This window comes from Mesorhizobium newzealandense, from assembly GCF_042682145.1.
Classification (GTDB): Bacteria; Pseudomonadota; Alphaproteobacteria; order Rhizobiales; family Rhizobiaceae; genus Mesorhizobium; species Mesorhizobium newzealandense.
On record NZ_JBHUGZ010000007.1, the window covers coordinates 359,472 to 385,802 of the forward strand.

General features: G+C 61.6%; 28 protein-coding genes and 1 pseudogene. 11 read left to right on the top strand and 18 right to left on the bottom strand.

Features of this window, described 5'->3' with window-relative positions; genetic code table 11:
- Positions 1 to 10: 10 nt before the first annotated feature.
- The 4 genes from ACFSOZ_RS10555 to ACFSOZ_RS10570 all read right to left on the bottom strand — a co-directional run bounded on the left by ACFSOZ_RS10555 (position 11) and on the right by ACFSOZ_RS10570 (position 4,187).
- Positions 11 to 634, bottom strand: coding sequence for a glutathione S-transferase family protein (locus ACFSOZ_RS10555; RefSeq protein WP_379096995.1), 624 nt, complete (start codon positions 632 to 634; stop codon positions 11 to 13).
- Between the two features lie 17 nt (positions 635 to 651).
- The gene (locus ACFSOZ_RS10560) at positions 652 to 1,863 is read right to left on the bottom strand and encodes an NADP-dependent isocitrate dehydrogenase (protein WP_379096998.1); all 1,212 of its coding nucleotides are present in this window, start codon (positions 1,861 to 1,863) and stop codon (positions 652 to 654) included.
- A gap of 219 nt (positions 1,864 to 2,082) precedes the next feature.
- Entirely contained in the window at positions 2,083 to 3,060 is a 978-nt protein-coding gene (locus ACFSOZ_RS10565; RefSeq protein WP_379097000.1) for a right-handed parallel beta-helix repeat-containing protein, read from the bottom strand.
- A gap of 440 nt (positions 3,061 to 3,500) precedes the next feature.
- A complete protein-coding gene (locus tag ACFSOZ_RS10570) occupies positions 3,501 to 4,187 on the bottom strand; it encodes a right-handed parallel beta-helix repeat-containing protein (RefSeq protein WP_379097003.1) in 687 nt (228 codons plus the stop codon).
- A gap of 873 nt (positions 4,188 to 5,060) precedes the next feature.
- Between ACFSOZ_RS10570 and ACFSOZ_RS10575 the strand changes: the two genes are divergently transcribed.
- Genes ACFSOZ_RS10575 through ACFSOZ_RS10585 form a run of 3 tightly spaced genes read left to right on the top strand, consistent with a single transcriptional unit; the run spans position 5,061 to position 7,011 of the window.
- Complete coding sequence (locus ACFSOZ_RS10575; protein ID WP_379097006.1) at positions 5,061 to 5,981, top strand: RNA methyltransferase; 921 nt, start codon at positions 5,061 to 5,063, stop codon at positions 5,979 to 5,981.
- Positions 5,974 to 6,762: a glutamate racemase gene (murI, locus tag ACFSOZ_RS10580; protein WP_379097009.1), complete on the top strand. Its 789-nt coding sequence runs from the start codon at positions 5,974 to 5,976 to the stop codon at positions 6,760 to 6,762. Before ACFSOZ_RS10575 ends, murI begins: the two co-directional genes overlap by 8 nt.
- Positions 6,763 to 6,822: 60 nt before the next feature.
- Positions 6,823 to 7,011 carry a DUF3008 family protein gene (locus tag ACFSOZ_RS10585; RefSeq protein WP_378918235.1) on the top strand — a complete coding sequence of 63 codons (189 nt, stop codon included), beginning with the start codon at positions 6,823 to 6,825 and terminating at the stop codon, positions 7,009 to 7,011.
- A gap of 118 nt (positions 7,012 to 7,129) precedes the next feature.
- Here ACFSOZ_RS10585 and ACFSOZ_RS10590 read toward each other — a convergent pair whose 3' ends face one another.
- Entirely contained in the window at positions 7,130 to 7,327 is a 198-nt protein-coding gene (locus tag ACFSOZ_RS10590; protein ID WP_379097011.1) for a hypothetical protein, read from the bottom strand.
- A gap of 392 nt (positions 7,328 to 7,719) precedes the next feature.
- Between ACFSOZ_RS10590 and rpsD the strand changes: the two genes are divergently transcribed.
- The 4 genes from rpsD (at position 7,720) to ACFSOZ_RS10610 (ending at position 10,789) form a co-directional block, all read left to right on the top strand.
- A complete protein-coding gene (gene rpsD / locus ACFSOZ_RS10595; protein ID WP_023773182.1) occupies positions 7,720 to 8,337 on the top strand; it encodes a 30S ribosomal protein S4 in 618 nt (205 codons plus the stop codon).
- A 252-nt stretch (positions 8,338 to 8,589) separates the two neighbouring features.
- Complete coding sequence (gene ttcA, locus ACFSOZ_RS10600) at positions 8,590 to 9,477, top strand: tRNA 2-thiocytidine(32) synthetase TtcA (protein ID WP_379098149.1); 888 nt, start codon at positions 8,590 to 8,592, stop codon at positions 9,475 to 9,477.
- Positions 9,467 to 10,294 (top strand): inositol monophosphatase family protein, encoded by an 828-nt coding sequence (locus ACFSOZ_RS10605; RefSeq protein WP_379097014.1) that lies wholly within the window; start codon positions 9,467 to 9,469, stop codon positions 10,292 to 10,294. The genes ttcA and ACFSOZ_RS10605 overlap by 11 nt, the downstream gene beginning before the upstream one ends.
- A gap of 87 nt (positions 10,295 to 10,381) precedes the next feature.
- A complete protein-coding gene (locus ACFSOZ_RS10610) occupies positions 10,382 to 10,789 on the top strand; it encodes a hypothetical protein (protein WP_379097016.1) in 408 nt (135 codons plus the stop codon).
- Between the two features lie 83 nt (positions 10,790 to 10,872).
- Here ACFSOZ_RS10610 and ACFSOZ_RS10615 read toward each other — a convergent pair whose 3' ends face one another.
- Together ACFSOZ_RS10615 and grxD are read right to left on the bottom strand one after the other, a co-directional pair.
- Complete coding sequence (locus ACFSOZ_RS10615) at positions 10,873 to 12,141, bottom strand: multidrug effflux MFS transporter (RefSeq protein WP_379097018.1); 1,269 nt, start codon at positions 12,139 to 12,141, stop codon at positions 10,873 to 10,875.
- 132 nt (positions 12,142 to 12,273) lie between these two features.
- Positions 12,274 to 12,609, bottom strand: a complete 336-nt coding sequence (grxD, locus tag ACFSOZ_RS10620) for a Grx4 family monothiol glutaredoxin (RefSeq protein WP_379027203.1) — start codon at positions 12,607 to 12,609, stop codon at positions 12,274 to 12,276.
- Positions 12,610 to 13,011: 402 nt separating this feature from the next.
- Here grxD and ACFSOZ_RS10625 point away from each other — a divergent pair, with 402 nt between their 5' ends.
- Together ACFSOZ_RS10625 and ACFSOZ_RS10630 are read left to right on the top strand one after the other, a co-directional pair.
- The gene (locus ACFSOZ_RS10625; RefSeq protein WP_379097020.1) at positions 13,012 to 14,142 is read left to right on the top strand and encodes a multicopper oxidase domain-containing protein; all 1,131 of its coding nucleotides are present in this window, start codon (positions 13,012 to 13,014) and stop codon (positions 14,140 to 14,142) included.
- Positions 14,139 to 15,338, top strand: a complete 1,200-nt coding sequence (locus ACFSOZ_RS10630; protein ID WP_379097022.1) for a ZIP family metal transporter — start codon at positions 14,139 to 14,141, stop codon at positions 15,336 to 15,338. Before ACFSOZ_RS10625 ends, ACFSOZ_RS10630 begins: the two co-directional genes overlap by 4 nt.
- A gap of 19 nt (positions 15,339 to 15,357) precedes the next feature.
- Here the strand turns inward: ACFSOZ_RS10630 and ACFSOZ_RS10635 are convergent, their stop codons facing one another.
- The 4 genes from ACFSOZ_RS10635 to ACFSOZ_RS10650 all read right to left on the bottom strand — a co-directional run bounded on the left by ACFSOZ_RS10635 (position 15,358) and on the right by ACFSOZ_RS10650 (position 20,123).
- Positions 15,358 to 15,591, bottom strand: a complete 234-nt coding sequence (locus tag ACFSOZ_RS10635; RefSeq protein WP_010909092.1) for a BolA/IbaG family iron-sulfur metabolism protein — start codon at positions 15,589 to 15,591, stop codon at positions 15,358 to 15,360.
- 130 nt (positions 15,592 to 15,721) lie between these two features.
- Positions 15,722 to 16,240, bottom strand: a complete 519-nt coding sequence (locus ACFSOZ_RS10640) for a hypothetical protein (protein WP_379097025.1) — start codon at positions 16,238 to 16,240, stop codon at positions 15,722 to 15,724.
- A gap of 70 nt (positions 16,241 to 16,310) precedes the next feature.
- Positions 16,311 to 18,542, bottom strand: coding sequence for a phosphoribosylformylglycinamidine synthase subunit PurL (purL, locus tag ACFSOZ_RS10645; RefSeq protein ID WP_379097028.1), 2,232 nt, complete (start codon positions 18,540 to 18,542; stop codon positions 16,311 to 16,313).
- 162 nt (positions 18,543 to 18,704) lie between these two features.
- Positions 18,705 to 20,123: an aminotransferase-like domain-containing protein gene (locus ACFSOZ_RS10650; RefSeq protein WP_379097031.1), complete on the bottom strand. Its 1,419-nt coding sequence runs from the start codon at positions 20,121 to 20,123 to the stop codon at positions 18,705 to 18,707.
- 93 nt (positions 20,124 to 20,216) lie between these two features.
- Between ACFSOZ_RS10650 and ACFSOZ_RS10655 the strand changes: the two genes are divergently transcribed.
- Positions 20,217 to 20,468, top strand: a complete 252-nt coding sequence (locus ACFSOZ_RS10655; RefSeq protein ID WP_379097033.1) for a DUF1127 domain-containing protein — start codon at positions 20,217 to 20,219, stop codon at positions 20,466 to 20,468.
- A gap of 70 nt (positions 20,469 to 20,538) precedes the next feature.
- Here the strand turns inward: ACFSOZ_RS10655 and ACFSOZ_RS10660 are convergent.
- The 5 genes and pseudogenes from ACFSOZ_RS10660 to ACFSOZ_RS10680 form a co-directional block, all read right to left on the bottom strand.
- A pseudogene (locus ACFSOZ_RS10660) lies at positions 20,539 to 21,178 on the bottom strand (Pr6Pr family membrane protein).
- A gap of 4 nt (positions 21,179 to 21,182) precedes the next feature.
- Positions 21,183 to 21,590, bottom strand: coding sequence for a hypothetical protein (locus ACFSOZ_RS10665; RefSeq protein WP_379097036.1), 408 nt, complete (start codon positions 21,588 to 21,590; stop codon positions 21,183 to 21,185).
- Positions 21,587 to 22,252, bottom strand: coding sequence for a glutathione S-transferase family protein (locus tag ACFSOZ_RS10670; RefSeq protein WP_379097039.1), 666 nt, complete (start codon positions 22,250 to 22,252; stop codon positions 21,587 to 21,589). The genes ACFSOZ_RS10665 and ACFSOZ_RS10670 overlap by 4 nt, the downstream gene beginning before the upstream one ends.
- An 87-nt stretch (positions 22,253 to 22,339) precedes the next feature.
- Complete coding sequence (gene purQ / locus ACFSOZ_RS10675) at positions 22,340 to 23,008, bottom strand: phosphoribosylformylglycinamidine synthase subunit PurQ (protein WP_379097042.1); 669 nt, start codon at positions 23,006 to 23,008, stop codon at positions 22,340 to 22,342.
- On the bottom strand, positions 23,005 to 23,556 hold the full coding sequence (locus tag ACFSOZ_RS10680; RefSeq protein WP_379097045.1) for an RNA 2'-phosphotransferase: 552 nt from the start codon (positions 23,554 to 23,556) through the stop codon (positions 23,005 to 23,007). The genes purQ and ACFSOZ_RS10680 overlap by 4 nt, the downstream gene beginning before the upstream one ends.
- 245 nt (positions 23,557 to 23,801) lie before the next feature.
- On the opposite strand from ACFSOZ_RS10680, the gene ACFSOZ_RS10685 reads away from it, so the two are divergent.
- The gene (locus ACFSOZ_RS10685; protein WP_379097047.1) at positions 23,802 to 25,001 is read left to right on the top strand and encodes a hypothetical protein; all 1,200 of its coding nucleotides are present in this window, start codon (positions 23,802 to 23,804) and stop codon (positions 24,999 to 25,001) included.
- Between the two features lie 39 nt (positions 25,002 to 25,040).
- Here the strand turns inward: ACFSOZ_RS10685 and purS are convergent, their stop codons facing one another.
- Together purS and purC are read right to left on the bottom strand one after the other, a co-directional pair.
- Positions 25,041 to 25,283 carry a phosphoribosylformylglycinamidine synthase subunit PurS gene (purS, locus tag ACFSOZ_RS10690; RefSeq protein WP_379098152.1) on the bottom strand — a complete coding sequence of 81 codons (243 nt, stop codon included), beginning with the start codon at positions 25,281 to 25,283 and terminating at the stop codon, positions 25,041 to 25,043.
- 44 nt (positions 25,284 to 25,327) lie between these two features.
- Complete coding sequence (purC, locus tag ACFSOZ_RS10695; protein WP_111542508.1) at positions 25,328 to 26,122, bottom strand: phosphoribosylaminoimidazolesuccinocarboxamide synthase; 795 nt, start codon at positions 26,120 to 26,122, stop codon at positions 25,328 to 25,330.
- Positions 26,123 to 26,331 lie beyond the last annotated feature (209 nt).

The window sequence follows — 26,331 nt, forward strand, 5'->3', positions numbered from 1 at the left end:
TGCAGGCCGATCAGGCCGGACCGCTCGCGGCAAAGCTTGGACGGGCCGCGATCCGGTCCCACCAGGCCCGGATCTCGGGGAACCTGGCGAGCAGCTTTTGCCCTTCGGTGACCTTGACGAAATAGCCGATGATCGGCGCCGGATGCAGATCGGCCAGCGTCAGCTGGTCGCCCAAAAACCATGGCCCCGGCGCTTTCAGCGAGGCGAGCGTCTGAAGCGCTTTGCCCGCCTGCGAAAGCCCGTTGGCGATCCGGATCTCGTCGGGCGCGTCCTTCTCCAGCCGCTCGACGGCGACGTCCCAGACCATCGACCTGTAGGCATAGGCGTCGAGCATGCCGATGATCTGGTTCATCCGCGCGTGGCCGCGCGGATCCTTCGGTTGCAGCGCCGGCCCCTCGAAGGCCTCGTCGACATACCTGGCAATCGCGCCGGTCTCGTAGAGGCGGAACCCGTCATGTTCGAAGGCCGGGATGCGGCCGAACGGATGATGCTCGAGATACCAGGCGGGAATGCCCTCGGCGGCAAAGACATCGACCGGCACAAGCGCGTAGTCGATGCCCTTTTCCGCGAGCACGAGGCGGACGATGCGCACATAGACGCTATAGTCCGCGCCGTAGACGACCGGCTTGCCCACCCCCGGGTCCTGGCTGGTCAGGCCATCGCCTTCTGCAGGTTCTCGTCAATCTTGTCGAGGAAACCGGTGGTCGAGAGCCAGGGCTGATCGGGGCCGATCAGCAACGACAGGTCCTTGGTCATGAAGCCGGATTCGACGGTCTGGATGCAGACCCTTTCCAGCGTCTCGGCAAAGCGCTTCAGCTCGGCATTGTCGTCGAGCTTGGCGCGGTGAGCGAGGCCGCGCGTCCAGGCAAAGATCGAGGCGATCGAATTGGTCGAGGTCTCCTCGCCCTTCTGGTGCTGGCGGTAGTGGCGGGTGACCGTGCCATGCGCGGCTTCGGCTTCCACCGTCTTGCCGTCCGGCGTCATCAGCACCGAGGTCATCAGGCCAAGCGAACCAAAACCTTGCGCAACGGTGTCGGACTGGACGTCGCCGTCATAGTTCTTGCAGGCCCAGACGTAGCCGCCCGACCATTTCAGGCTGGAGGCCACCATATCGTCGATCAGCCGATGCTCGTACCACAGCTTCTTCGACTTGAACTCGGCCTCGAACTCGGCCTCGTAGACTTCCTGGAAAATGTCCTTGAAGCGGCCGTCATAGGCCTTGAGGATGGTGTTCTTGGTCGAGAGATAGACCGGATAGTTGCGCAGCAGGCCGTAGTTCAGCGAAGCGCGGGCGAACTCGCGGATCGAATCGTCGAGATTGTACATCGCCATGGCGACGCCGGCGCCCGGCGCATCGTAGACATCGTGCTCGATCACCTTGCCGTCCTCGCCGACGAACTTGATCGTCAGCTTGCCCTTGCCGGGAAAGCGGAAATCGGTGGCGCGGTACTGGTCGCCGAAGGCGTGACGGCCGACGATGATCGGCTTGGTCCAGCCGGGCACCAGGCGCGGTACGTTCTTCATGATGATCGGCTCGCGGAAGATGGTGCCGCCGAGGATGTTGCGGATGGTGCCGTTCGGCGACTTCCACATCTTCTTCAGCTTGAATTCCTCGACGCGCTGCTCGTCGGGCGTGATCGTCGCGCATTTCACGCCGACGCCGTATTTCTTGATGGCGTTGGCCGAATCGATGGTCACCTGGTCGTTGGTGGCGTCACGGTGCTCGATGCCGAGGTCGTAATATTCAAGCTTGAGGTCGAGATAAGGGTGGATCAGCTTGTCCTTGATGAACTGCCAGATGATCCGGGTCATCTCGTCGCCGTCGAGTTCGACGACCGGGTTCGCCACCTTGATCTTCGCCATGGAAAGAATGCCTCGTTCAACAGTTGGGTGATGGCGGGGCAGGCCCCGCCAGAGTAGGGACTTCGCCTATAGCAAAGCGATCCGGGCGGTGCAAACCGACGGCAGCGCAAGACGCAGGCTTCTGCCGTAGCGATCGGTAACAAAAAGGCGATGCCGCACTGCCCTTGAGGGACAGGCGGCATCGCCTTTGTTTCGTGCTGCCGCGCAGGCGGCAGGTGGCTATTGCAATGGCGTACCGCCAGGACCCGGGAATGCCGTGATCGGCGTGCCGTCGGCTACGTTGCCGGAGATCATGTTGTTCTTGAACGACTGGACGGCGCCGCTACCGGTATTGCTGACCCCGGTGACATTGCCGAACACCGTCGATCCGCCGAGAAAGGCGATGGCACTTCCGTTGCCGCTGGCAGCGGCACCGTTCGCGTTGACGCCGGTGCCGGCATTGGCGCTGATCGTGTTGCCGACAATCGTCGCGCGCACCGGCGATGCCGCGGCGATGGATTTGATCGCCACGCCGTTGCCGGTGTTGCCGCTGATAAGGCTGCCGGTCAGCGTCATGTTCATGGCAACGGTGTTGCCGGTGCCGTCGACAAGAATGCCGCTGCCGCTGTTGGTAATTTCCACCTTCGAAAGGATGGCATTGATTCCAACGGCCCCAGTCGTCTTGATGAGAACGCCTTCAGCGCCTGCCTCGGCTATGCGCGTATTGGTTATGTAGAGTTCGCTGTTCGCGGTGGGAAGAAATTCGACGCCATTGCTGGCAAACCGCTCGATGTTGCAGTCCTCGATATGCAGTTGACCTTGACCGACCATACGCACGCCGTCGAGGCCGGTGCCCACACCGAATATGTCGAGGCCGCGAAGATGAACCGCGGCGCCGGCAGGCGCGTTGACGATGATGGCGTTCGTACCACTGACAAGCACACCCGCTTCAGTGTTCCTGCAGTCGATGGTGATGGATTTGGTGATGGTGACCCCGCCAAAACCGCCAGGGTCGATACAGTTGATTTCACCACTTACCGCCGTCTTCGAGATAGCACCGGCAAACGTCTTGCAAGGTGCCGTGCGGCTGCACGGATTGGCGTCGTCACCAACGCCGGAAACCCACGTGCGTGTCGCTTGCGCGGAAGCTGGCGCGGTCAGGAAGACTGACGCCAGTGCCAACACAGCGAGTGAAAGGAAAAACCGTACGACTTTCAATTGCCCCTCCTAGATTTTGGCCAACGCCCTCGTCGGCCATGGAAACCCGTGTCGAAATGCTTGGGGCATAAATAAATGACGGGAGCGTGCAAGACACACTCCATCTTCCAAATACCAACCGTCGATACAGATTGAAAACCCAAGCGGCTGCGAGACTACCTTTTTCTAATTTGATTCTCCAGTCACGCGGTGCGTCATCGTAAATAAATATGCATTCGGATCGTAGATGATTTCTACAAATGGAAAACATCGCTAATGCCGACAGCGAGCACCGGCCGGTCCATTTGTCGGCGGTTTGGGGCGCTATGGTCGAGCGGTGCCGGGGCAACGCAGACGCAGACTTCCGCTATAGCAATCGGTAACAAACTGGCGATGCCGCACCATTCCTTGAGGGCAGCCGGCATCGCCTTTGTTCATGCTGACGCGCGGGCGGCAGGCGCTTATTGCAATGGCGTACCGCCAGGGCCCGGGAAGGCCGTGAGCGGCGTGCCGTCGGTCAGGTTGCCGGAGATCATGTTGTTCTTGAACGACTGGACGGCGCCGCTCCCGGTATTGCTGACCCCGGTGACATTGCCGAATATCGTCGATCCGCCGAGAAAGGCGATGGCGCTTCCGTTGCCGCTGGCAGCGGCACCGTTCGCGTTGACGCCGGTGCCGGCATTGGCGCTGATCGTATTACCGGTAATCGTCGCGCGCACCGGCGATGCCGCAGCGACGGATTTGACCACCACCCCGTTGCCGGTGTTGCCGCTGATAAGGCTGTTGGTCAGTGTCAGGTTCATGGCAACGGTGTTGCCGGTGCCGTCGATAAGAATGCCGCTGGCGCTGTTGGTAATTTCCACCCTCGAAAGGATGGCATTGATCCCAACGGCCCCAGTCGTTTTGATGAGAACGCCTTCAGCGCCTGTCTCGGCTATGCGCGTGTTGGTTATATAGAGTTCGCTGTTCCCGTTGGCGAGAAATTCGACGCCGTTGCCGGCCATCCGCTCAATGTTGGAATCCTCGATATGCAATTGACCCTGGCCGATCATACGCACGCCGTCGAGGCCGTTGCCCACACCGTTTATGCTGATGCCGCGAAGATGCACTGAGGAGCCGACGGGCGTGTTGACGACGATGCCGTTCACGAGGGACGCGAGCACACCACCTTCCGTCGTTTTGCAGTCGATGGTGATGGATTTGGTGATGGTGACCGCGCCAAAGCCGCCTGGGTCGAGACAGTCGATTTCGCCGGCCGTCGCCGTCTTCGAGATGGCACCGGCAAACGTCTTGCAAGGTGCAGTTCGGCTGCACGGATTGGCGTCGTTGCCAACGCCGGAAACCCACGTCCGCGTTGCCTGCGCGGAAGCTGGCGCAATCAGGAAGACTGACGCCAGAAGCAAGACAGCGAGTGAAAGGAAAAACCGTACGACTTTCATTTACCCCTCCTAGGTTTTGGCTGACGCTTCGTCGGCCATTGAATCCCGTGTTGGATGCTTGGGGCATAGATAAATGACAGGAGCGTGCAAAACACACTCCATCGTTCCAAATACTATTCGTCGATAAAAATTGAACCCAAGCGGTTTCGACATTACCGCTTTCTAAATTTGTTTCCCAGTCACGCGATGCGTCATCGTAAATAAACGTTCATTCGGATCGTAGATGATTTCTACAAATGGAAAATATCGTCAATAGCAAAGCGGCACGGGCCGATCCGTTTGTCAGCGGTTTGGGGTCGTCATGGTTGAGCCATTTGCCGCAACAAACCAGATGTCTTGTCGCCAACAGCACGAGTGCGATGCCGCATCCCACCAATTTCTTGAGGGACGGAGCGCGCGGCTCATCTGCTTGTACAAGCCTGGCATTTGCGCGAGCCCTCCGGTGACGCGCATCTGGATTTTTCGCGCAAACCAGGGGGAGCGGCAGAAGGGTATTTGTCTGTCAGGCGGCCGATAACTCTTCAAAAAGTCGTATCGATATGGCAGGACGCGAAGACTTCGTGGCGCAATCACCTGGAACACATGGCAGGAACGGACTTTCAGCGCGGCCTCATGACCGCTGGCCCGGCGATCATCCTCGTCGAGCCGCAGCTCGGTGAGAACATCGGCATGGTCGCTCGTGCCATGGCCAATTTCGGCCTTTCGGAGCTGCGCCTGGTCAATCCGCGCGACGGTTGGCCGAGCGAGAAGGCGCGCGCCGCCGCCAGCCGCGCCGACCATGTCATCGACGCCGTGACAGTGTTCGACGATCTGGCCTCGGCGCTCGCCGACCTGAACTTCGTTTTCGCAACCACGGCCAGGCAGCGCGACGGCTTCAAATCCGTGCGCGGCCCGGTGGAAGCGGGCAGGGTGCTCCGGACCCGTCACGCAATGGGGCAGCGCACCGGCATCCTGTTCGGACGCGAGCGCTTCGGCCTCTACAATGACGAGGTCGGCCTTGCCGACGAGATCGTCACCTTCCCGGTCGATCCCGATTTCTCTTCGCTCAACATCGCCCAGGCGGCCTTGCTGATGTCCTACGAATGGATGAAGTCTGGCCTGGAAGACGAAACCAAAACCAATTTTTCCGGTCCAGACATGAAGCCGGCAAGCAAGGAAGAGCTGCACGGCCTGTTCGCCTATCTCGAAGGCGCATTGGAAGCGCGCGGTTATTTCCGTCCCGCACCGAAGAAGCCGAAAATGGTCGACAATCTGCGCGCCGTGCTGACGCGTGCCGGCTTTGCCGAACCGGAGCTGAAGGTGCTGCGCGGCATCATCTCGTCGCTGGACAGATTTTCACCGGCGATGCCGCGTGGCGAGGGGTCTCCGGGCGACGATCCAAGACGATTGCCCGCAGCCGTAGCGCGCGCCCGCAAGGCGGAGGGCGATCGCCTCGCCGGCAAGGCCACCGGCAAAGACGACGACATGCCGCCGCTCGGCGGAAAAGGAACCGACAATGACTGAGCGGCCGATCCTGATGTTCGATTCCGGCATCGGCGGGCTCACCGTGCTGCGCGAGGCGCGTGTGCTGATGCCTGACCGCCGCTTTGTCTATGTCGCCGATGATGCCGCCTTCCCCTATGGCGCCTGGGAGGAGCCGGCCCTCAACGCCCATATCCTCGGCCTGTTCGGCGCGCTGCTGGAAAAATTCCAGCCCGAGATTTCGGTCATTCCCTGCAACACCGCTTCGACGCTGGTGATCGACGCGTTGCGCGAGAAATTCCCCGGTCATCCCTTTGTCGGCACGGTGCCTGCGATCAAGCCGGCGGCGGAGCGTACGCGCTCCGGACTTGTCGCGGTGCTGGCGACGCCGGGCACGGTCAAGCGTCAATACACGCGCGACCTGATCAGCAAATGGGCGCAGAAATGCCATGTGCGGCTCGTCGGCTCTGACCGGTTGGCGCCGCTGGCGGAAATCTACATGCGCGAGGGGTTCGTCGACGAGGAGATCGTCCGCGCCGAGATCGCGCCATGCTTCGTCGAGAAGGACGGCGCCCGCACCGACATTGTCGTGCTCGGCTGCACGCATTATCCGTTCCTGGCCAACCGCATGCGCAAGACCGCGCCCTGGCCGGTCGACTGGATCGATCCGGCCGAAGCGATCGCCCGCCGTGCCATGTCGCTGCTCGCGCCGGTCAATGGACCACTGCCGGTGGGTGAGCCTGACATTGCGGTCTTCACCTCCGGCAAGGTGGATTTTGCCACCAGCCGGCTCATGCAGGGCTTTGGCCTGACGGTCGCCTGATGTCCGGAACATTGGCGGGGTCGTTGCGTTTTCTCCCAGGCGATAAAGGGAGAAACAGCCATGCCAGCCACCTCGAAAGCCCAGCAGAAAGCCGCCGGCGCCGCTCTGTCGGCCAAGCGCGGCGACACCAAAAAGAGCGAGCTCAAAGGCGCATCGAAGGAAATGTATGAATCGATGAGCGAAAAGCAGCTCGAGGAGTTCGCCGAGACGAAGCGCAAGGGTCTGCCAGAAAAGAAATCGGACAGCTGACCCCGGTCGCGTGTCGTCTGGGAGAGAAGCACCAAAGTGAAAGCCCGCGGATAAAGCTGCGGGCTTCGATCATTGCGATGGATGGATTATTTCCCGGTCTACCGGGCCCAGGCCGGTGTCACCACCAGTGGCAGCGCCGTACCCTGTGGACGATCACCCTCCGGTGACCATGCCGCCACACCACTCTCTTCTTCACGATGATGCGGCAAACCTGTTTGTGTCCGTGCCAATGACGCGCCATCGCCGGTTCCGGCGCCACCGCCATCGAACCCGCAAGCACCGCAGCACCTGCCAGGGCAAGGAAGAATTTCTTCATAAGAATCGCGCTCCTCTAACTCCAGTCTCTCCGATGCCCAGTCTTTTCCTGATGCCATTGGCGCAATAAGCTCCCGCCACATCCGGCACTGCATCAACATGGGAAGCGGTATCGCCTTGCCATGCCCGATGCCAGTCACAAGCTTGACACCGGTTAAATCTCGGTTTAACCAGCCGTCACCACCGGGCAGCGATGTCCGGTGTTTGTTTTGTATGCGCAAGATCAGGATGCCTAGTCGTTCTGATCTTGTTTGAAATGACGTGTCCCGTGGGTTTTCCGCCGCGTTGCGTGGGAAAACCCTGTCAGGTCTCGAAAACGGAGGCCAGAGGAGGGCGCGTTTCCTTCACCCGGACCATGAGGTTCCGGGTGTGTTGTTTTGAAAAGGGAATGCGATGAGCAAGCGCGAATCCGCGAAGTACAAGATCGACCGCCGTCTTGGCGAAAATATCTGGGGCCGCCCGAAGTCCCCGGTCAACAAGCGTGAATACGGCCCCGGCCAGCACGGCCAGCGCCGCAAGGGCAAGCTTTCCGATTTCGGCCTGCAGCTGCGCGCCAAGCAGAAGCTGAAGGGTCACTATGGCGACGTTTCGGAAAAGCAGTTCCGCAAGGTCTATGAAGAGGCCGATCGCCGCAAGGGCGACACCTCCGAGAACCTGATCGGCCTGCTCGAGTCGCGTCTCGATGCGGTCGTCTACCGTTCCAAGTTCGTGCCGACGATTTTCGCCGCCCGTCAGTTCGTCAACCACGGCCACGTCAACGTCAACGGCAAGCGCGTCAACATCGGCTCGTACCGCTGCAAGCCGGGCGACGTCGTGGAAGTCCGCGAAAAGTCGAAGCAGTTGGTCATCGTTCTGGAATCGGTGGGCCTGGCCGAACGCGACGTGCCGGACTACATCGAAGCCGATCACAACAAGATGGTCGCGACCTTCTCGCGCATCCCCGGCCTGGCTGACGTTCCGTTCGCCGTGCAGATGGAACCGAACCTGGTCGTCGAATTCTATTCGCGCTAAGCGACGAATTCCATTCGCGCCGAGCGACGAATTCTATTCGCGCTGAGCGAACGCATTTGCGATACCCTCCAAAGGCCGCCCGTCGAGGCGGCCTTTTCTTTGTCGGCCATGTCCGCTAATCCGGGCGCTCCGAACAATTCCGGGAAAAGTGGGAATCGGTTTTCCGTCCGGAATTGCTCCGAACAAAGTGATAGAGCGGTCGGCGTTTCCTTGAAACGATGACCGGTCCACCGAAAGCGACATGCCGTGAACATGCTGCCAGACATCGAAGCGCTTGAACCGATTGCCGACGGCGATGGCGGCTTCCATCCGCTGTTTGCCGACGTGCCGTCCTCGGTCGAGTTCAACAAATTGCGCAAGCGGCTGCTGCGTCTCACCCGTCAGGCGATCGAGGATTTCTCGATGGTGAAGCCCGGCCAGCGCTGGCTGGTTGCGCTGTCTGGCGGCAAGGATTCCTACGGGCTGCTCGCCGTGCTGTTGGACCTCAAATGGCGCGGGCTGTTGCCTGTCGATTTGCTGGCCTGCAACCTGGACCAGGGCCAGCCGAATTTCCCCAAACACATCCTGCCCGACTATCTCGACAGCCACGCCATTCCGCACCGGATCGAGTATCAGGACACCTATTCCGTCGTCACCGACAAGCTGCCCGAGGGCAGCACCTATTGCTCGCTCTGCTCGCGGCTCAGGCGCGGCCATCTCTATCGCATCGCGCGGGAAGAGGGCTGCTCGGCGCTGGTGCTCGGCCACCATCGCGAGGACATTCTGGAGACTTTCTTCATGAACCTGTTCCATGGCGGCCGTCTTGCCGCCATGCCGCCAAAACTACTCAACGACGAGGGCGACGTCATGGTGCTGCGGCCGCTGAGCTACTGCGCCGAAACCGACCTTGAGAAATTTGCCGCGGCGATGCGGTTCCCGATCATTCCCTGCGATCTCTGCGGCAGTCAGGAAGGCCTGCAGCGCAACGCCATGAAGGCGATGCTCGAAGATATCGAAAAGCGCATGCCCGGCCGCAAGGACACGATGCTGCGTGCGCTGTCCAACGGCAGGCCATCGCACCTGCTCGACAGAAAACTGTTCGACTTCGCCGCGCTCAACGACACCCTCACCACCAGGCAAGATGTTCCCGATGACATTTGACGACTCCGCGATCGACTGGCTGGCCAGCCTTCTGGCCGAGGCAGCCCAGGCCGAGATCATGCCGCGCTTTCGCCGGCTGGGCGACGGCGACATCCGGCAGAAGACGTCCGCCGCCGACCTGGTGACCGAGGCCGACGTCAATGCCGAGCGGCTGATCACCGCCAGGCTGCGCGCGCGTTATCCCTCGGCGATGGTCGTCGGCGAGGAAGCCTGTTCCGACGATCCGGCGCTGCTCAATGGTCTGGGCGATGCCGATCTGGCTTTCGTCATCGACCCGGTTGACGGCACCTTCAATTTCGCATCCGGCGTGCCGCTGTTCGGCGTCATGCTGGCGGTCGTGGTCAAGGGCGAGACGGTTGCCGGCATCATCCACGATCCGGTCGGCAAGGACTGGCTGATCGGCGCCAAGGGCGCCGGCAGCCATATCAGGCATGCGCATGGCAGCCTGGAGAAGGTGCGCGTCGCGGCGCCTGCGCCGATCGCGGACATGACCGGCTCCGTCTCCTGGCAATACATGCCCGAACCGGAGCGGTCACGACTGGCGCGCAACCAGACCAAGATCCTGTCGCAATTCGCCTATCGCTGCGCGGCGCACGAATACCGCCTGCTGGCCAGTGGCCATGCCCATTTCGTCGTCTACAACAAGCTGATGCCGTGGGATCATCTGGCCGGTGTGCTGATCCATGCCGAGGCCGGCGGCCACGCCGCGCGCTTCGACGGCAGCGCCTATCTGCCGTCGCATCTGGATGGTGGCTTGCTTGTCGCGCCCGACCGGGAAAGCTGGCACGAGTTGCGCCGCGAACTCTGGGCAGAATAGGATCAATTCCAACGGCCACCGTCTAAATCGCCGGGTTGTGCGCCGAAAAGATTGATGCAATCTCGTGCAAACCGGGAGAACTACCGCGTGAAACCTTGGTCCGCAATTTTTGCAGCGGCCCTTGGCATCGCCGTGTTTGCCGGCTCGAACGAAGCAAGATCGCAGGAACGCACCTGTCGCAGTCCCGATCCTGTCGACACCATCAAGGAAATGTCCGACGCGATCTTCGCGTGCTGGAAGCCGCCCGCCGGAACCGCCGGCATGTCCCTGACACTGCAGTTCTCGCTTCGCCGCAACGGCACGCTGATTGGCAAGCCTCGCGCCACCTATTCCGATCTGGGGGCCGATACCCAGCTCAACCGGGCCTTCGTGGCTTCCATCCTGAGGGCACTCGATGACGCTCTGCCTTTGCCTTTTTCGGACAGCATGGGCGGTGCAATCGCGGGGCGGACGCTTGTCCCTCGCTTCACGGCGGCCCTTGAAGGTGCATCCTAAGGTCTGTTGATATTCAGATGAGGCCGGCCTGCAGACGGCGGTTTCCTGCGCTTCCGCTGCTCACCACGCGCAAAAACAACAATTCAATGCAAGTCGGCGATATGCCCGGAGACGGGTGGGTTTTGAGGCTGGAACATCTTGCCGCGCTCGGCGATGAAAATCATCAGCAGCGCAGCGACCGAGACGCTGCAGAAGCCGGCGGCCAATGGCGTCACCGTGCCGTTGAAGGCCTGACCGATCAGCGTGCCGAGGATGCCGCCGAGAAAGGTCTGCATGAAACCCAGGATCGACGACGCCGTGCCGGCCAGTTGGCCGAGCGGCTCCATGGCCAACGCGTTGAAATTGGCGCCGAGCGCACCGAACGGAAGCATGGCGCTGGCAAAGAAGGTGATGAAAAGCCAGAGCGGCATCTTCATTTCCAGCGAAACGACGAGCCAGGCCAGGCTGACGACCAGAAACAACAGCAGCGCGCTCTGCGACAGGCGGCGCATGCCGATACGGCCGACAAGACGCGAGTTCAGATAATTGGAGAAAGCAAGCACGCCCGCAACCCCGGCGAAGATGACCGGGAACATCTCGCCTACGTTGAAGATGTCGACATAGATCTGCTGCGCCGAGGCGATGAAGCCGAACATGGCCCCGAAAATGAAGGTGCTGGCGAAGGCATAGCAGATGGCAATGCGGTTGGTGAGCACGATGCGGAAACCGCCGACGATGGAGTTGACGGTCAGTGGCCGGCGATATTCGGGATGCAGCGTTTCAGGCAGGCGCAACAGTGACCACGCCGACACGATCAGAGCGCCGACGGCCATGGTGACGAAGATCCAATGCCAGGTTGCAAACAGCATGATGAACTGGCCGACGCCCGGCGCGATGACCGGGATGGCCATGAACACCATGAAGATCAGCGACATCACTTCGGCCATGCGCCGGCCGTCGAAAGTGTCGCGCACGATCGAGACGGCGATGACGCGGGTCGCGGCCGCGCCTATGCCCTGTACGGCCCGGCACAACAGAAGCGTCGCAAAGCTTGGCGCAACAGCCGCCGCCGCAGCCGCGGCGACATAGATCACCAGCCCGGCAACCAGTGGCGCGCGACGTCCGAAACGATCCGAGATCGGACCGAAGAAAAGCTGGCCGCCGCCGAAGCCCAGAATATAGGCTGTAATGACATATTGCCGATGGTTTTCGTTCTCGACGCCGAGCGAAGCGCCGATCTGCTGCAGGGCCGGCAGCATGATGTCGATGGCCAGCGAGTTCAGCGCCATCAGCGCGGCGCACAGCGCGATGAACTCCCAGCGCGGAATGGGCAGTTTGCTTGCCGATTGCGGCGCGGCTGTTGGCTGGTCCACGGCAAGTCCGATCTCTCAAACGAAAATGCGCCGGCGGGCCGGCGCATTGGCTCGTCTTGGTCCCGATATCAGGGACATAAAAAATGCCGAGGTGGGGCTGCCCTGGCGCCTAGTCTATGCGCAAAACAGAAATCAGGCGGCGCCTTTGACGCTGACGCCCTTCTCGACGAGGAACGTCTGCAACTCGCCTGCCTGGAACATCTCGCGGACGATGTCGCAGCCGCCGACGAATTCACCCTTGACGTAGAGCTGCGGGATCGTCGGCCAGTTGGAATATTCCTTGATGCCCTGGCGCAGCTCGGCCGAGGTCAGCACGTCCACGCCTTTGTAGTCGGCGCCGATATAGTCGAGGATCTGGACGACCTGGCCGGAAAATCCGCACTGCGGAAAACCGGGCGTGCCCTTCATGAAAAGGACGACGTCGTTGCCCTTCACTTCGTTGTCGATGTAGTCGTTAATACCGCTCATGGACGATCCTTTCACGCCTGTGGGAGTCAGGCTGGAAACATAGCCATCAAATAAACCCATAGGTTGCCCGAAACAAGATGTTTGCGCCGCCGCCGCGGAAATGGCGCAAAGGATCGCCTGATATTGGGCCAAACAGGTGGGCATTCAGAAGCCTCGGGGCGCGATGAAAAGCCGGTATGGTGGGGAGGTCTTCGTAGGCTTTCTGATCTGGTGGTTCAGATAGCCGCAGCGCCCGCCCATCATCCTGGAAACGAACGCCTACGCCGCCGCCAGGCCGGATGTGGCAACCGCCACCCAGTCCGACGCTGGTGATCGGGTGGCGCCAAAGCCGAAATATAGCTGTAGCTAACTCTTGAAGCTTGCGCTATTGTGATCGCAAGTTTTTGCATGGAGGATGCTGGCATGCGCGAGGGGAAACTCTGGCTGGAGCGAAAGCTCGATCGAAGGCTGCTTCTGGCCGGTGGCCTTGCGGCTGCCGGCGGCACCGTGGTCGCTGCGAATGCCGCCCTCGGTCAGACAAGCCACGCCGGCCACGAGATGCCGGCTGCCGCTGCCGCTGAAGGGCCGTCGGCGCATCTCTCAGCCCATGGCGCCATGATCACGGTCGGCGAGGTGGACGACGCACGCAACGGCTTCGATCCATCCAAGATGCTGAGCGACTGGTACACCGGAACCGTGTCGATGCTGCCGGATGGGCGGACGCTTCGCACCTTCGAGGTCACGGCCGAGGACAAGGAGATCGAGATCGCGCCCGGCATCATGTTCCCCGCCTGGACCTACAACGGTCGTGTGCCAGGACCGACGTTGCGTGCGACCGAGGGCGAGCGGCTGAGGATCGTCTTCCGCAACCAAGGCTCGCATCCGCATTCGATGCATTTTCACGGTATCCATGCCGCGCGCATGGACGGTGTTCCGGGCGCCGGCCTGATCGGGCCGGGCGAGGAGTTCGTTTACGAGTTCGATGCCAGGCCGTTCGGCTGTCACCTGTATCACTGCCACGCCCTGCCGCTGAAGCGGCACATCCAGAAGGGCATGTATGGCGCCTTCGTGATCGACCCGGATCCGGTCCGGCATCCGGAGCACGAAACTGTCGCCCGATCGCGCTTGCTCGGCACTCCGGAGAATGCCGGCTGGCAGGAATTCGTCATGGTGATGAACGCCTTCGACACCAACTTCGACAACGAGAACGAGGTCTACGCCGTCAACACGGTCGCCCACGCATATGCCAAGAAGCCGATCCGGGTGCTGAAGGACAAGCCCGTCCGCATCTATCTCGTCAATGTCGTCGAGTTCGATCCGATCAATTCCTTCCACCTGCATGCCAATTTCTTCGACTACTACAATCAGGGCACAACCCTGACGCCCACGCTCAAGACCGTCGACCTGATCACCCAATGCCAGGCCGAGCGCGGCATCCTCGAGTTCCATTTCCGCGACCACGAACCGGGCCTCTACATGTTCCATCCCCATCAGTCGGAATTCACCGAACTCGGCTGGTCCGGCATGTTCGATGTCGTGGAGGCCGTGTCGTGACCGACCTGAGCCAGACTTCTGCCGATCCACGCGCCGGCCGCCCGAGGTCTGCCTATCTGCTCTGGGTCGCACTGCCGCTCGTTGTGCTCGGGCTAGCCATCGCCTGGCTGGTCTCCTCTGACCCGCTGTCGAGCTTCCGCAATGGCGCGCCGCCGGTCGAGAACCTTACCTTCGAGCGGACGATACTGGGGGCCGACGGCATCCGGGTCCTTGTCCGGGGCGGAGGATCGGAAGCGATGACCGTTGCGCAGGTCCAGGTCGACGATGCCTTCTGGCAGTTCACGCAGGATCCTCCGGGACCGATCGCGCGCGGCGCCACGGCTTGGATCAGCCTGCCATATCCCTGGGTGCTGGGGGAGGCGCATGCGATCAACGTCGTGACCAGCACCGGGACGACGTTCGGGCACGAGATCGCCGTAGCCGTGCCCACGCCGACACGCGATTCGCTGAGCTTCGCCGCGCAGGCGGTGCTCGGCGCCTTTGTCGGCATCCTGCCGGTGGCGATCGGCCTTATGTTCTATCCCGCGCTCCGCGGCGTCGGACGGGGCGGCATGGACTTTCTTCTGTCGCTGACCGTCGGGCTGCTCGCCTTCCTTTTCGTCGATGCCCTGGAGGATGCGTTCGAACTGGCCGGCGAAGCCGCCGCCCTGTTCCAGGGGCCGACGATGGTTGTGCTTGCCGCCGCCGCCAGTTTCCTCCTGCTGATGGCTGCAGGCCGGCGGAGCGGGACGCCGACCGGTCTGGCGCTCGCCACCTTCATCGCGCTCGGCATCGGCCTGCACAATCTCGGCGAAGGGCTGGCGATCGGCGCCGCCTTCGCCTCGGGCGCGGCGGGGCTGGGCACCTTCCTCGTGCTCGGCTTCACATTGCACAACATCACCGAGGGTATCGGCATCGCTGCCCCGATCCTGAAGCAGCGCCCGTCATTGCGGACCTTCGCCGGACTGACGCTGCTCGCGGGCGGCCCCGCCGTCGTCGGCCTGTGGATCGGCAGCCTCGCCTACGCCCCGCAATGGTCGGCGCTGGCGCTGGCTGTCGGCGCAGGTGCAATCCTGCAGGTGATCGTCGAGCTTGTTTCGATGCAGTTTCGCCAGCGGGGAGACGGCACACGGGCATTGCTTGCACCGAGCGCGATGGCTGGTTTGGCAGCCGGAGTAGGCTTCATGTACCTCACGGCGATGCTGGTCAAAATCTGAACAGCGCCGGTCTCGAGGTTCAGTCAGGCACGCTGGTCTGCAGCGCCAGCGCGTGCAGCACGCCGCCCATATTGCCCTTCAGTGCATCATAGACCATCTGGTGCTGCTGGACGCGGCTCTTGCCGCGAAAGCTCTCGGCCACCACCTCGGCCGCGTAGTGGTCGCCGTCACCCGCGAGATCGCGGATCGTCACCTTGGCGTCCGGAATGCCGTCCTTGATCAGTTTTTCGATGTCGTGGGCATCCATTGCCATGGCAAAATCCTGTTTCGAGCGGCCGGAGCCCGGCCATGTGACTCGCCGGAGCCTAGAGCCTTTCGGGTCCGGATTGAAGCCGTTCTGTCCTGCCACGGGCAAGAAGGGCCCGTGGACTTCGGAAGCAGGCCTAAGCCGGTGGGCTCGCTTCGTCCTCGGCATCCTCGCGTGTCGAGAACGCGCGGCCAAGGCTGAAGGCCAGGATATAGAGCGGAACGTTGAGCACGACGCTGACAATGGGGAGAAAGCTCGTCATCTGCCAGAATGGGGAGAAGAATGGCTGACCGTAGCCATCGCAGACAAGCGAAGAGCCGTACTCCCACAGCGCTCCAACGAGCACCGCTGCCGCGAAAAGCTTGATGCAGGTGACAACATGCCTTGCCCGCGCTGGATCCGGCGAAAGCCGATCCCATAGCACCAGGCAGAGGATCGGAATCGCGTAGATGAGGTTCTGCGCGGCGAGCATCGGAATGGTGCCATTGGCCGCGGCAAGGAACTCCGAGCCTGTTTCCAGCCGGGTGCAAACCTCGCTCGATGTCGTCGACAGCAGGAAAAAGACGAACGGCCCGAGGAACCAGAAGAAGAACAGCGACGGCCAGAAAACGACTGCAAGCAGCGCCCGGGCAGCCAGTTTCCTGTGATTGAGCATGCTCTCTGGACAAAACGGTTTTCCGTTTGTCCGAGAAAACCGGGTTCCACTTTTCGGGATCATGCTCTCGTCAACTGGCCTGATCCATGAAGCGGGGGAACCAGCCTTCGTGCGCGGCGCTCAGTCCGCCAACCGGGATCGCCCGCGCCTCGCCAAGCTTCAGCGCGCTGCCCCCGGTCGAGCCGATCCATGGCGCGAAAATGCCGAGTTCGCTTTGCTGCTTGCGAATGGTGTCCCATTCATCACTATCCGGATCGATCGACAGCGTCAGGAGATAGCGACCCTGATCCTCGCCGAACCAGACCGGGATCGGATCGGTGCCGACAAGCCCGGGAACAGTGGCGCCGATACCGGACGCCATCGCCATTTCGGCCAAGGCCACCGCGAGGCCGCCATCGGAAACGTCATGCGCCGCCGTGACGATGCCGGACGCGATCAAGGCGCGCACATGGTCGCCGACACGCTTTTCATGCTCGAGGTCGACCGGCGGCGGCGGGCCGTCCGTTCGGCCATGAATATCGCGCATATAGACCGACTGGCCGAGATGCGTTCCCCAGGAAGCGGGCGCCCCGACCAGCAGGATCATCTGGCCTTGCGCCGCAAAGCCGGTCCGCACCATCTTCGACCAGTCGGCGATCAGCCCGACGCCGCCGATGGTTGGCGTTGGCAGGATGCCCTGGCCGTTGGTTTCGTTGTAGAGCGAGACATTACCGGAGACGATCGGGAAGCCGAGCGCACGGCAGGCATCGCCGATGCCTTTCACCGCGCCGACCAGCTGGCCCATGATCTCGGGTCGCTCCGGATTGCCGAAATTGAGGTTGTCGGTTGCCGCCAGCGGCAGCGCGCCAGTGGCGGTCAGGTTGCGCCAGCACTCGGCCACCGCCTGCTTGCCGCCCTCATAGGGATCGGCCTCGCAATAGCGCGGCGTCACGTCTGACGAGAAGGCCAGCGCCTTGGTGGGGTGGCCGTCGACACGCACCACGCCGGCATCGCCGCCCGGCAGCTGCAGCGAATTGCCCTGGATGAGCGTATCGTATTGCTCCCAGACCCAGCGGCGCGACGAAAGATCCGGTCCGCCGAGCAGCTTCAACAGCGCCTCGGCGACGTCGGACTGCGGAACGTCGTTGGCGGCAAGCGGCGCCGGCTTCTTGGCCTCGATCCAGGGACGATCATATTCCGGTGCCTTGTCGCCGAGATCCTTGATCGGCAGATTGGCGACCTCGTCGCCCTGGTGCAGCACGCGAAAACGCAGATCGTCGGTGGTCTTGCCGACGATGGCGAAGTCGAGCCCCCATTTGTGGAAGATCGCTTCGGCTTCCTGTTCCTTTTCCGGGCGCAGCACCATCAGCATGCGCTCCTGGCTTTCCGAAAGCATCATCTCGTAGGCACTCATGCGCTCTTCGCGCACCGGCACCTTGTCGAGATCGAGCTCGATGCCGAGATCGCCCTTGGCACCCATTTCGACTGCCGAACAGGTGAGGCCGGCCGCACCCATGTCCTGGATGGCGATGACCGCGCCCGAGGCCATCAGTTCGAGGCAGGCCTCCAGCAGGCACTTTTCGGTGAAGGGGTCGCCGACCTGCACGGTCGGGCGCTTCTCGTCGATCTTGTCGTCGAATTCGGCCGAAGCCATGGTGGCGCCGCCGACGCCGTCGCGACCGGTCTTGGCGCCGAGATAGACGACCGGCAGGCCGACGCCCTTGGCTTCCGACAGGAAGATCGCGTCGGTCTTGGCTATGCCGGCCGCAAACGCGTTGACCAGGATGTTGCCGTTGTAGCGGGCGTCGAAATTGACTTCGCCGCCGACCGTCGGCACGCCGAAGGCGTTGCCATAGCCGCCGACGCCGGAAACCACGCCTGAAACGAGGTGCCTGGTCTTGGGATGGTCGGGAGCTCCGAAGCGCAGCGCATTCATCGCTGCGATCGGCCGTGCGCCCATGGTGAAGACATCGCGCAATATGCCGCCGACGCCGGTCGCGGCACCCTGGTAGGGCTCGATGTAGGAGGGGTGGTTGTGGCTTTCCATCTTGAAGACGACGCAGTCGCCGTCGCCGATGTCGACCACGCCCGCATTCTCGCCCGGTCCCTGGATGACCCGTGGGCCGGTGGTCGGCAGCGTGCGCAGCCACTTCTTCGAGGATTTGTACGAACAATGCTCGTTCCACATCGCCGAGAAGATACCGAGTTCGGTGAAGCTCGGCTCGCGGCCGACAAGATCGAGGATGCGCTGATACTCGTCGGGCTTCAGCCCATGCGCGGCGATGAGCTCGGGGGTGATCGGCACGGAATTGGAAATGGTCATGGGCGGCGATTTGTATCCGGGGCGTTGGGATTTGAGTCCCGTCTTATCGCAAGCTTTGACGCCGATACACCCATGGATCGCGGAAAACGCGCGAAAACCGGACAAAGCCACAGGGCAATCCTCGGCAGGTAGCGATCCCTCGCGCCCGAGGTGCCTTATGGCTCAGGAGAAGCTGTCGTAGCCGGCGCGGCCCTCATCCAGCAGACGCCTGATGACCGCGACGCCTTCGGCGATGTCCTTGCGCTGTCTCGGCTGCGAAACGCCGAAGCGGACACCGTGGAAAACCTGCTCGGAGCGACCGGCCTTGAACTCGTCCTCGTCGTCGATTAGCACGCCGTGCTCGAGGCAGGCATTCTTGAACGTGCCGGAAAGCCATGGGTCGGGCAGGGTCAGCCAGACAAAAGGCACCTTGTCGTGTGACTTGAACGCGAAGCCGGCCAGTGTCTCGCGCACGATCGCGATGCGGGCATTGATTTCGGCGATGCTGCGTTTGCGGATCTCGTCCGCCTGGCCGGACAGCACCAGCCGGGTATTCACCTCCGCCAGCAGGAAGGGCATGCCGCCGGTCATCATCTTGTGGGCGACACGGATGCGGTGGCGATAAGCGGGCGGGCAGGAAAGCCAGCCACCGCGCACACCGGCCGCGACCGACTTCGACAGGCCGCCTGCGACGATGGTGCGTTCGGGCGCATATTCGGCCAGCAACGGCGTCGGATCATCGGTCAGGTTGCCATAGAGATCGTCCTCGATGAGAACGACATTGTATTCGCGTGCGACGCGCGCGATTGCCTCGCGACGCGACGCCGACAAGGTCACCAGCGTCGGATTCTGCGCCGTCGGCATCAGGAAGATCATCCGGGGATGTTTTTGCGCGCAGACGCGCTCGAAATCGGCCGGGTCGACGCCCCCTTCGTCCGACGCCACCAAGGCCGTCCGACGGCCGATCAGCCCGGCACTGCGCGAAATCTGCGAGTAGGTGAGGTGCTCGAAGGCGACATAATCGCCGGGCGTTGTCAGCGCTGCGATCGCCGCCATCACCGCGGCATGGGTGCCGAGCGTGGGGACAATGGCGTCGGCTTTTGGGCGGAAGGAATTGCGCGACAGCCAGCGGGCGCCGGCTTCGTACCAGCGGTCCGGAAAATCCCGCGTGTAGCTCGAAATCTCGTGCGGATAGTCCTGCGCCGTGCGCGACAGGACATCGGCGACATCAGCGCCCTGGCCGATGTCGGGCGCTGCAGTGCTGTCGAAACGCAGCTTGCCGCGCGGCGCATCGATATAGCGTGTGCCTTCGCCACTGACGTCCGCGGCAAGCAAGTCCGGCTTCGCACCAACGGCGCGCTGGCCGAGCACATAGGTACCCCGGCCGACTTCGCCGCTCACCAGCCCCCGCTCGCGCAGCAATTGATAGGCCCGGCCGACCGTGCCGACGGTCGTGCCGATGTCGTAGGCGAGGTCACGCTGTGGCGGCAGTTTTGCTCCCGCATCGATCACGCCCCGGTCGATGTCCGTTTCGATGGAATCCGCAAGCCGCTGATACAGCGGCCCGGAGCCGGTGGTGAGGTCTGGAAGCCAATTTGTCATGGTGACAATTTTCTATATTGCACCGAATTGTGAGTCAATACATATCAGCCTTGCGCCAAATAGGGTGCAATTTGGAATTCTGGTAGAAAGAAAATGAATACAATCGCTACAATCCGCCCTTCGAGAGCCGAGTTGTCAGGCCAATCGACACGCCCATCGGGCCGGCGCGGCTTTGCCGGCCGTCTGGTATATGTGGTCAGGTCGCTGGCGAAATGGATCGACCATCTGCTGGAGCGCCGGCGCAGCCGGCTGGTGCTGCTGGAAATGACCGATGATCAGCTCAAGGACATCGGCGTCTCGCGCTGCGATGCCCACAGCGAGGGCATCAGGCCGTTCTGGGACTGACCATGATCCCAAGGTACGAACCCGGCTTTTGAGATCAGGGTCAAGGCTTGTACCGGAGGTCCGGATGGCTTTAACGGACGCTTGTTGCCCTGATGCGTGAAACGCCGTGGTCCACAAGGACGGCGACCACGCACAGCACGAGAAACAATCCGGTGACGGCCGCCGCTGAGATGGCGACGCTGGCTGCACCATTCTTGGCGACATCGAGAAGGGTAGGGCACCTCGCCGGCAAGCGGCGCCCGCGCCAGCGCATAGACCAGGTAGGCCACGGGATAGAGCATCCACCAGGAGATGTCGTGCCACCGCGTCCTGCCGTCGGCGCCTGCGACCAGCCACCACAGCACGAACAGCACCGGCGTCACATAGTGCAGCAGGACGTCGCAGAGCAGGAACAGCCCCTGCGGCTGCCAGAGCTGCGAAAGCACCGTCGCATAGACGATGAAGACCAGAGTGATCGAAACGGCAATGCCCGCCCGCATCCGGAATCCCGCGAAGGCAGGCAGCCACGCATAGCCGGTGGACGACAGCAGCGATGTGTACACCAGCACCGCGCCGATGTTGGTCAGGATGGTGAAGAAGCTGAAAAGGAAGACGATGGAGCCAAGCAGGCTACGGCCCGCTTCCATCGACGCCGGAATGCTGATGCAGAACTGCAGGACGAGCCCGGCCAGACCTATGACCAGCCCCGCGATCTGCAGGAACCGGCCCATTGCCCTATGCGGCCGCCGAACAGGAGGGATTGCCGGCCTGCCAACGGGCGATGTCGGAGCCGATGCGCGCACCGAGCGGGTCGTTCATCAGCGGTCCAAACACGTCGACCCGGCTTGAATTGCCTTGCGCCTGCACGACCAGCAACGGTTTGCCACCATAGTGTTTGGCCGGCACCAGCAGGAAACGCGGCGTGCCGCTGAACGAATTCAGCTCGTTGGCCATCTGATACTGCTTGAAGGCCGGATCCTTGCTGGCGATCCAGCATTTGTGGGCAGCGATCGCCACTTGTTCCATGGCCAGCAACGCAGCACTTTTGCCCGAGGGGACAGGCGTGCTCTTAGGGCTCGATTGGCAGGATGCCAAGGCGAAGCCTGCCGCGGCAACCAGCGCGATCGTCTTGCTCCTAGTCAAGCGGCACCCATCTCAAGTTCGGACAGAAAAATCTTCAGGCCGTCGGTCATTTCGCCCCACACCCGCGACAATGCCGGATGCTGCGAGGCGATCTGTTGATAGGCATCGAATTTGGGATAGGCGTCGAGCAGGTCGTGGCGCCCCGTCATGGCCCGGAACTGGTTGAAGATGAACCGCGTCGGCGTCAGCCAGGCGTCGGCGAAACTGATATCGTCGCCGAGCGCGAAGGGGCCTTGCGCCATGCGTTCCTCGATCGCCGCCAGTCCGTGGTGCAGGCGGGCGAACTGGGCGTCGATCTCGGCACTGTTTCGCTTCGGCACGAAATGAAGCTCGAAAAGCTTCATCATAGGGGTCAGTACGTCGAGATCGGTGATGCGGGCGAACATGCGCACCAGCGCACGATCCTTGGAATCGGGCGGCAACAGCGCCGGTTCAGGAAAGCGCTCCTCGAGATACTCGGCGATGACCACGGATTCGACGATCGTTTCGCCCGAACCGGTGATCAGCACCGGAATGCGGTTCAGCGGTGAGATGGTGCGAAACTCTTCAGGGATCGGAAAGCCGGGCGGCGGCGCGATGATCTTGAGCGGCACGTCCTTGATGTAGGCCAGTGCCCGCACGATCGACGAGTAGGGCGACAACGGTCGCGAATAGAGTTTCATGACCGTCTCTCTCCCCAATAATGCGGACTTGCTCCCGTAAAGAGACAGGAATGTCCGGCTGTTTTCAAGGCATCCGCCTCGATGATGTCAGGCGGCAATGCCAAGCGCGCTCTCGAACAGCGCCCGACCATCGCTGCCGCCGTGGGCTGCTTCGATCAGGTTTTCCGGGTGCGGCATCAGGCCGAGCACATTGCCGCGTTCGTTGATGATGCCGGCTATGTCGTTGATGGAGCCGTTGGGATTGGTGCCGTCCGCATAACGGAATACAACCTGGCCTTCGCCTTCGAGGCGGGCAAGTGTGTCGGAGTCGGCAAAGTAATTGCCGTCATGATGCGCGACCGGCGAGCGGATGATCTGACCCGGCTGGTAGCGGCGGGTGAACATGGTGTTGGCGTTGGTGATCTGCAGCTTCACCTGACGGCAGACGAATTTGAGCGAGGTGTTGCGCATCAGCGCCCCGGGCAGCAGGCCCGCCTCGACCAGGATCTGGAAACCGTTGCAGACGCCAATGACAGTCACGCCCTGGGCCGCCTTTTCAGCGACCGCCCGCATCACCGGCATGCGCGCGGCAATCGCGCCGCAGCGCAGATAGTCGCCGAAGGAAAAACCGCCGGGAATGGTGATCAGGTCGACATCCGGGATTTCGGTGTCGGTCTGCCAGACCGTGACCGGTGGTTTTCCCGAAATCTTGGTCAGCGCCGCGATCATGTCGCGGTCGCGGTTGAGGCCAGGCAGAAGGACGACGGCGGATTTCATGGCAATTCCCGTTCGAGCATCTGAACCAGATACCGGGGTGAAACGTGGTTGGTCAACCAGACGCCGTTGTCGGAGAGAAAGAATGATACCCCATCCCTCATCATGGCTGCCGAGTCGACCTGGAGGATAACACTTTTTCCGTAGCGACGTCGTGCGACGATCAGAGCCGTTTCGGCGTCCTTTGACAAGTGAACATGCTGGCGCGACTGTCTGGTCAGGCCTTCGCGGAGAATGCTGGGGAGAACCTCTTCCTTGGTGCCGTGGTAGAGGGTTGCCGGCGGGATCGATGGCGACAAGCCGAGATCGACATCGACGCTGTGGCCTTGCACGGCACGGATGCGTTGGCCGTCGATAGCAAAGCGCTTTTTCGGATTCTCTTCGACGATGCGCGAAACATCGGCGATCGATGCGCCGAACTTCGACTGTATCACCGCGCAGAGCGCGTCGAAATCGGCCCAGCCGTTTTCGTCGAGCGACAGTCCGGCCTCCTGCGGCGCATGTCGCAGGACCAGGCTCATGAACTTTGAAATCTGTGTGTCGTTCGGCATCGCAACAAGGCGGTTTTCAAGTGTCGACGGCGGCGTCTCGAAGGCGCGGCCGATTTTGACTGCGCACGCCGTGTGTAGCGAGGTCGCGGACGTCGGTCAAACGGGCACAGAGCTCGACAAGCAAGTGCAGCAGGTGCTTAGCACTTGGTTAATTATACACTTGTCTTGATCTGTATCGAGGATCGATATCTAGGAGAATCGTTCAGTAGAAAACCACGTTGTTAAGGACCACTGCTGCAAGAGAGATGCTTCTGCAGCAGTTCGAGGCTCTGGTGGATTACGATAAGATTAGAGCACGCGAATACGGTCGACGCGCGATGTGGGCTTCAGTCACCGTCGTGGCGTCGCTCGCTGCCTTCGCCTTCATGTTGTTCTGGGATGCTTCGGCATCCATGCGATCGTTGTTTTCGACGTGGCTCTCTCTCAACACGGATTTGGGTGATTGCGCCGTGTCTTTCGCGCGCCTGTTGATGGTGGCGACGGCTCTTTCGATTGGCCTGGGGATCATTTCGGCGGGCCTGGTCGTGTCGAACGCAGTTGATGTCTTCAGCTACAAGAGAAGCTTCAGGGTCTACCGCAAGCTTCTGCTCCTCGGAGTGGGCCTGACGATATTTTTCCTTCTGCCTCTTTTTTTTGGAAAAGGCACTTGGGACAGGGGTGGCCATCACGGAGTGTCGCGGATCGATCTCGCGAACGCCTGCATTGCCAGCCACCATACCACTTTCTACAGGCTGCATGGCCGCCTGCTGATAGTCGTATTTGCTGGCTGGATAAGCATAATGGTGCAGTTGGTTCTGCGACGCGCGATCGCCGACGGGCGCGATCCGAGCCAGCTTTCTGACGATCCGCGGACCCGGGAAATGCAGTTGCGAGTCCTAGAATTGGCTCAACGACGCCAGGCGAGCGGGCGAATCGTATTCAAGGTTGCGATGACGGTGCTAGCGGCTGCGCTGTTTTATTCCGGCGCGTGGTCGATGAAGCCGGCCGTCGTCCGGTTCATTCACACGTTCACATGGGAGCGGCAAAAGGCGAACGTGGTCGAGACCGGCATGCAATGTGTGCTGGAAGTGAAAGTCAGGCGTAACTGGGTAGAGCGGTCCCGCGCCGATTGCTCTTCAGTTGCCGTGACAGTTCCTTCGACCCCGGCGCCGGGCGAGGGTGCGTGGCGCATCACGAAAATTCCAACCGCAAAGCTCGCCTATCGCCCTCCGCGAGGTGGCGAATATTCGTTTGAGGTGACTGGAGATTTCTATGTGAAAATGCCGACGTCGGTCGGCACCGAAATCGAGGTGTTACGAAATCCGGCCAATCCCGAGGGGATCGACAAGGTTTTCGACGGCGGCGATGTCAAACGAATGTTCTACAAACTGCTCGCGATCATCTCAGGCGCCGTCGCGATCTACTATCTTTGGTTTCGCAGGCCGCAGAGCCCACGCCCGATCTAGACCGGATCACCGCCCGCAAACCGGCGGGCGCTATCGGCATCACACCAGCGTTACGCTGTAATTCTCAATCACCGTATTCGCCAGCAGCTTGTCGCACATGGCTTTCAGGTCGGCTTCGGCCTTGGCCTTGTCGGTCTCCGAAAGCTCGACATCGAACACCTTGCCCTGCCGCACCGCGCCAACGCCGCCGAAACCCAGTCCGGACAGTGCGTGTTCGATTGCCTTGCCTTGCGGGTCGAGCACGCCGTTCTTGAGGGTGACGGTAATGCGGGCCTTGATCACGCTGGACATGCTCCTGTTCTCAAATATCGGGTTGCAAGCCGCTATCAGTGCGGCTTGCCTTTGACGCCTTCGGTGGAGGCGACAAGCACCGGGCCGGTGGGGCGTGGCGGCTCGTTCTCGTTCATGATGCCGAGGCGGCGGGCAACTTCCTGATAGGCTTCGACGAGGCCGCCCATGTCGCGGCGGAAACGGTCCTTGTCGAGCTTGTCATGCGTCGCCACGTCCCACAGGCGGCAGGAATCCGGCGAAATCTCGTCGGCGACGACGATGCGCATCATGTCGCCCTCGAACAGGCGACCGCATTCGATCTTGAAGTCGACGAGCTGGATGCCGACACCCATGAACAGGCCGGAGAGAAAGTCGTTGACGCGAATGGCGAGTGCCATGACGTCGTCGATTTCCTGCGGGCTCGCCCAGCCGAACGCGGTGATGTGCTCTTCCGACACCATCGGATCGTCAAGCGCGTCGGCCTTGTAATAGAATTCGATGATCGAGCGCGGCAAAACGGTGCCTTCCTCGATGCCGAGGCGCTTGGACAGCGAGCCGGCCGCGACATTGCGCACCACCACTTCGAGCGGAATGATCTCGACTTCCTTGATGAGCTGCTCGCGCATGTTGAGCCGGCGGATGAAGTGGGTCGGAATGCCCATGCGGTTGAGATGGTTGAAGATGTGCTCGGAAATGCGGTTGTTGAGCACGCCCTTGCCGTCGACGACTTCATGTTTTTTCTTGTTGAACGCGGTTGCGTCGTCCTTGAAGAACTGGATGAGCGTACCCGGCTCGGGTCCCTCATAGAGGATCTTGGCCTTGCCTTCATAAATGCGGCGGCGATTTTTCATCTGATTTTTTCTCTGGAGTTCCGGGCAGGCGGCAAGCGACCATTTCCTGCCCGTCTGCCTGAAATAGTGCGGCTACGGTAGGGTTCAATGCCGGGTCTATCCCAATCACATCGTTTGCTCAATCGGCAAATCCTTCCAATCAACCGCTTTCGGGACTGAAATGCCGCAGCGCAGCATGCTACGAAGCGTATTGACCGGCTCGCGACCTT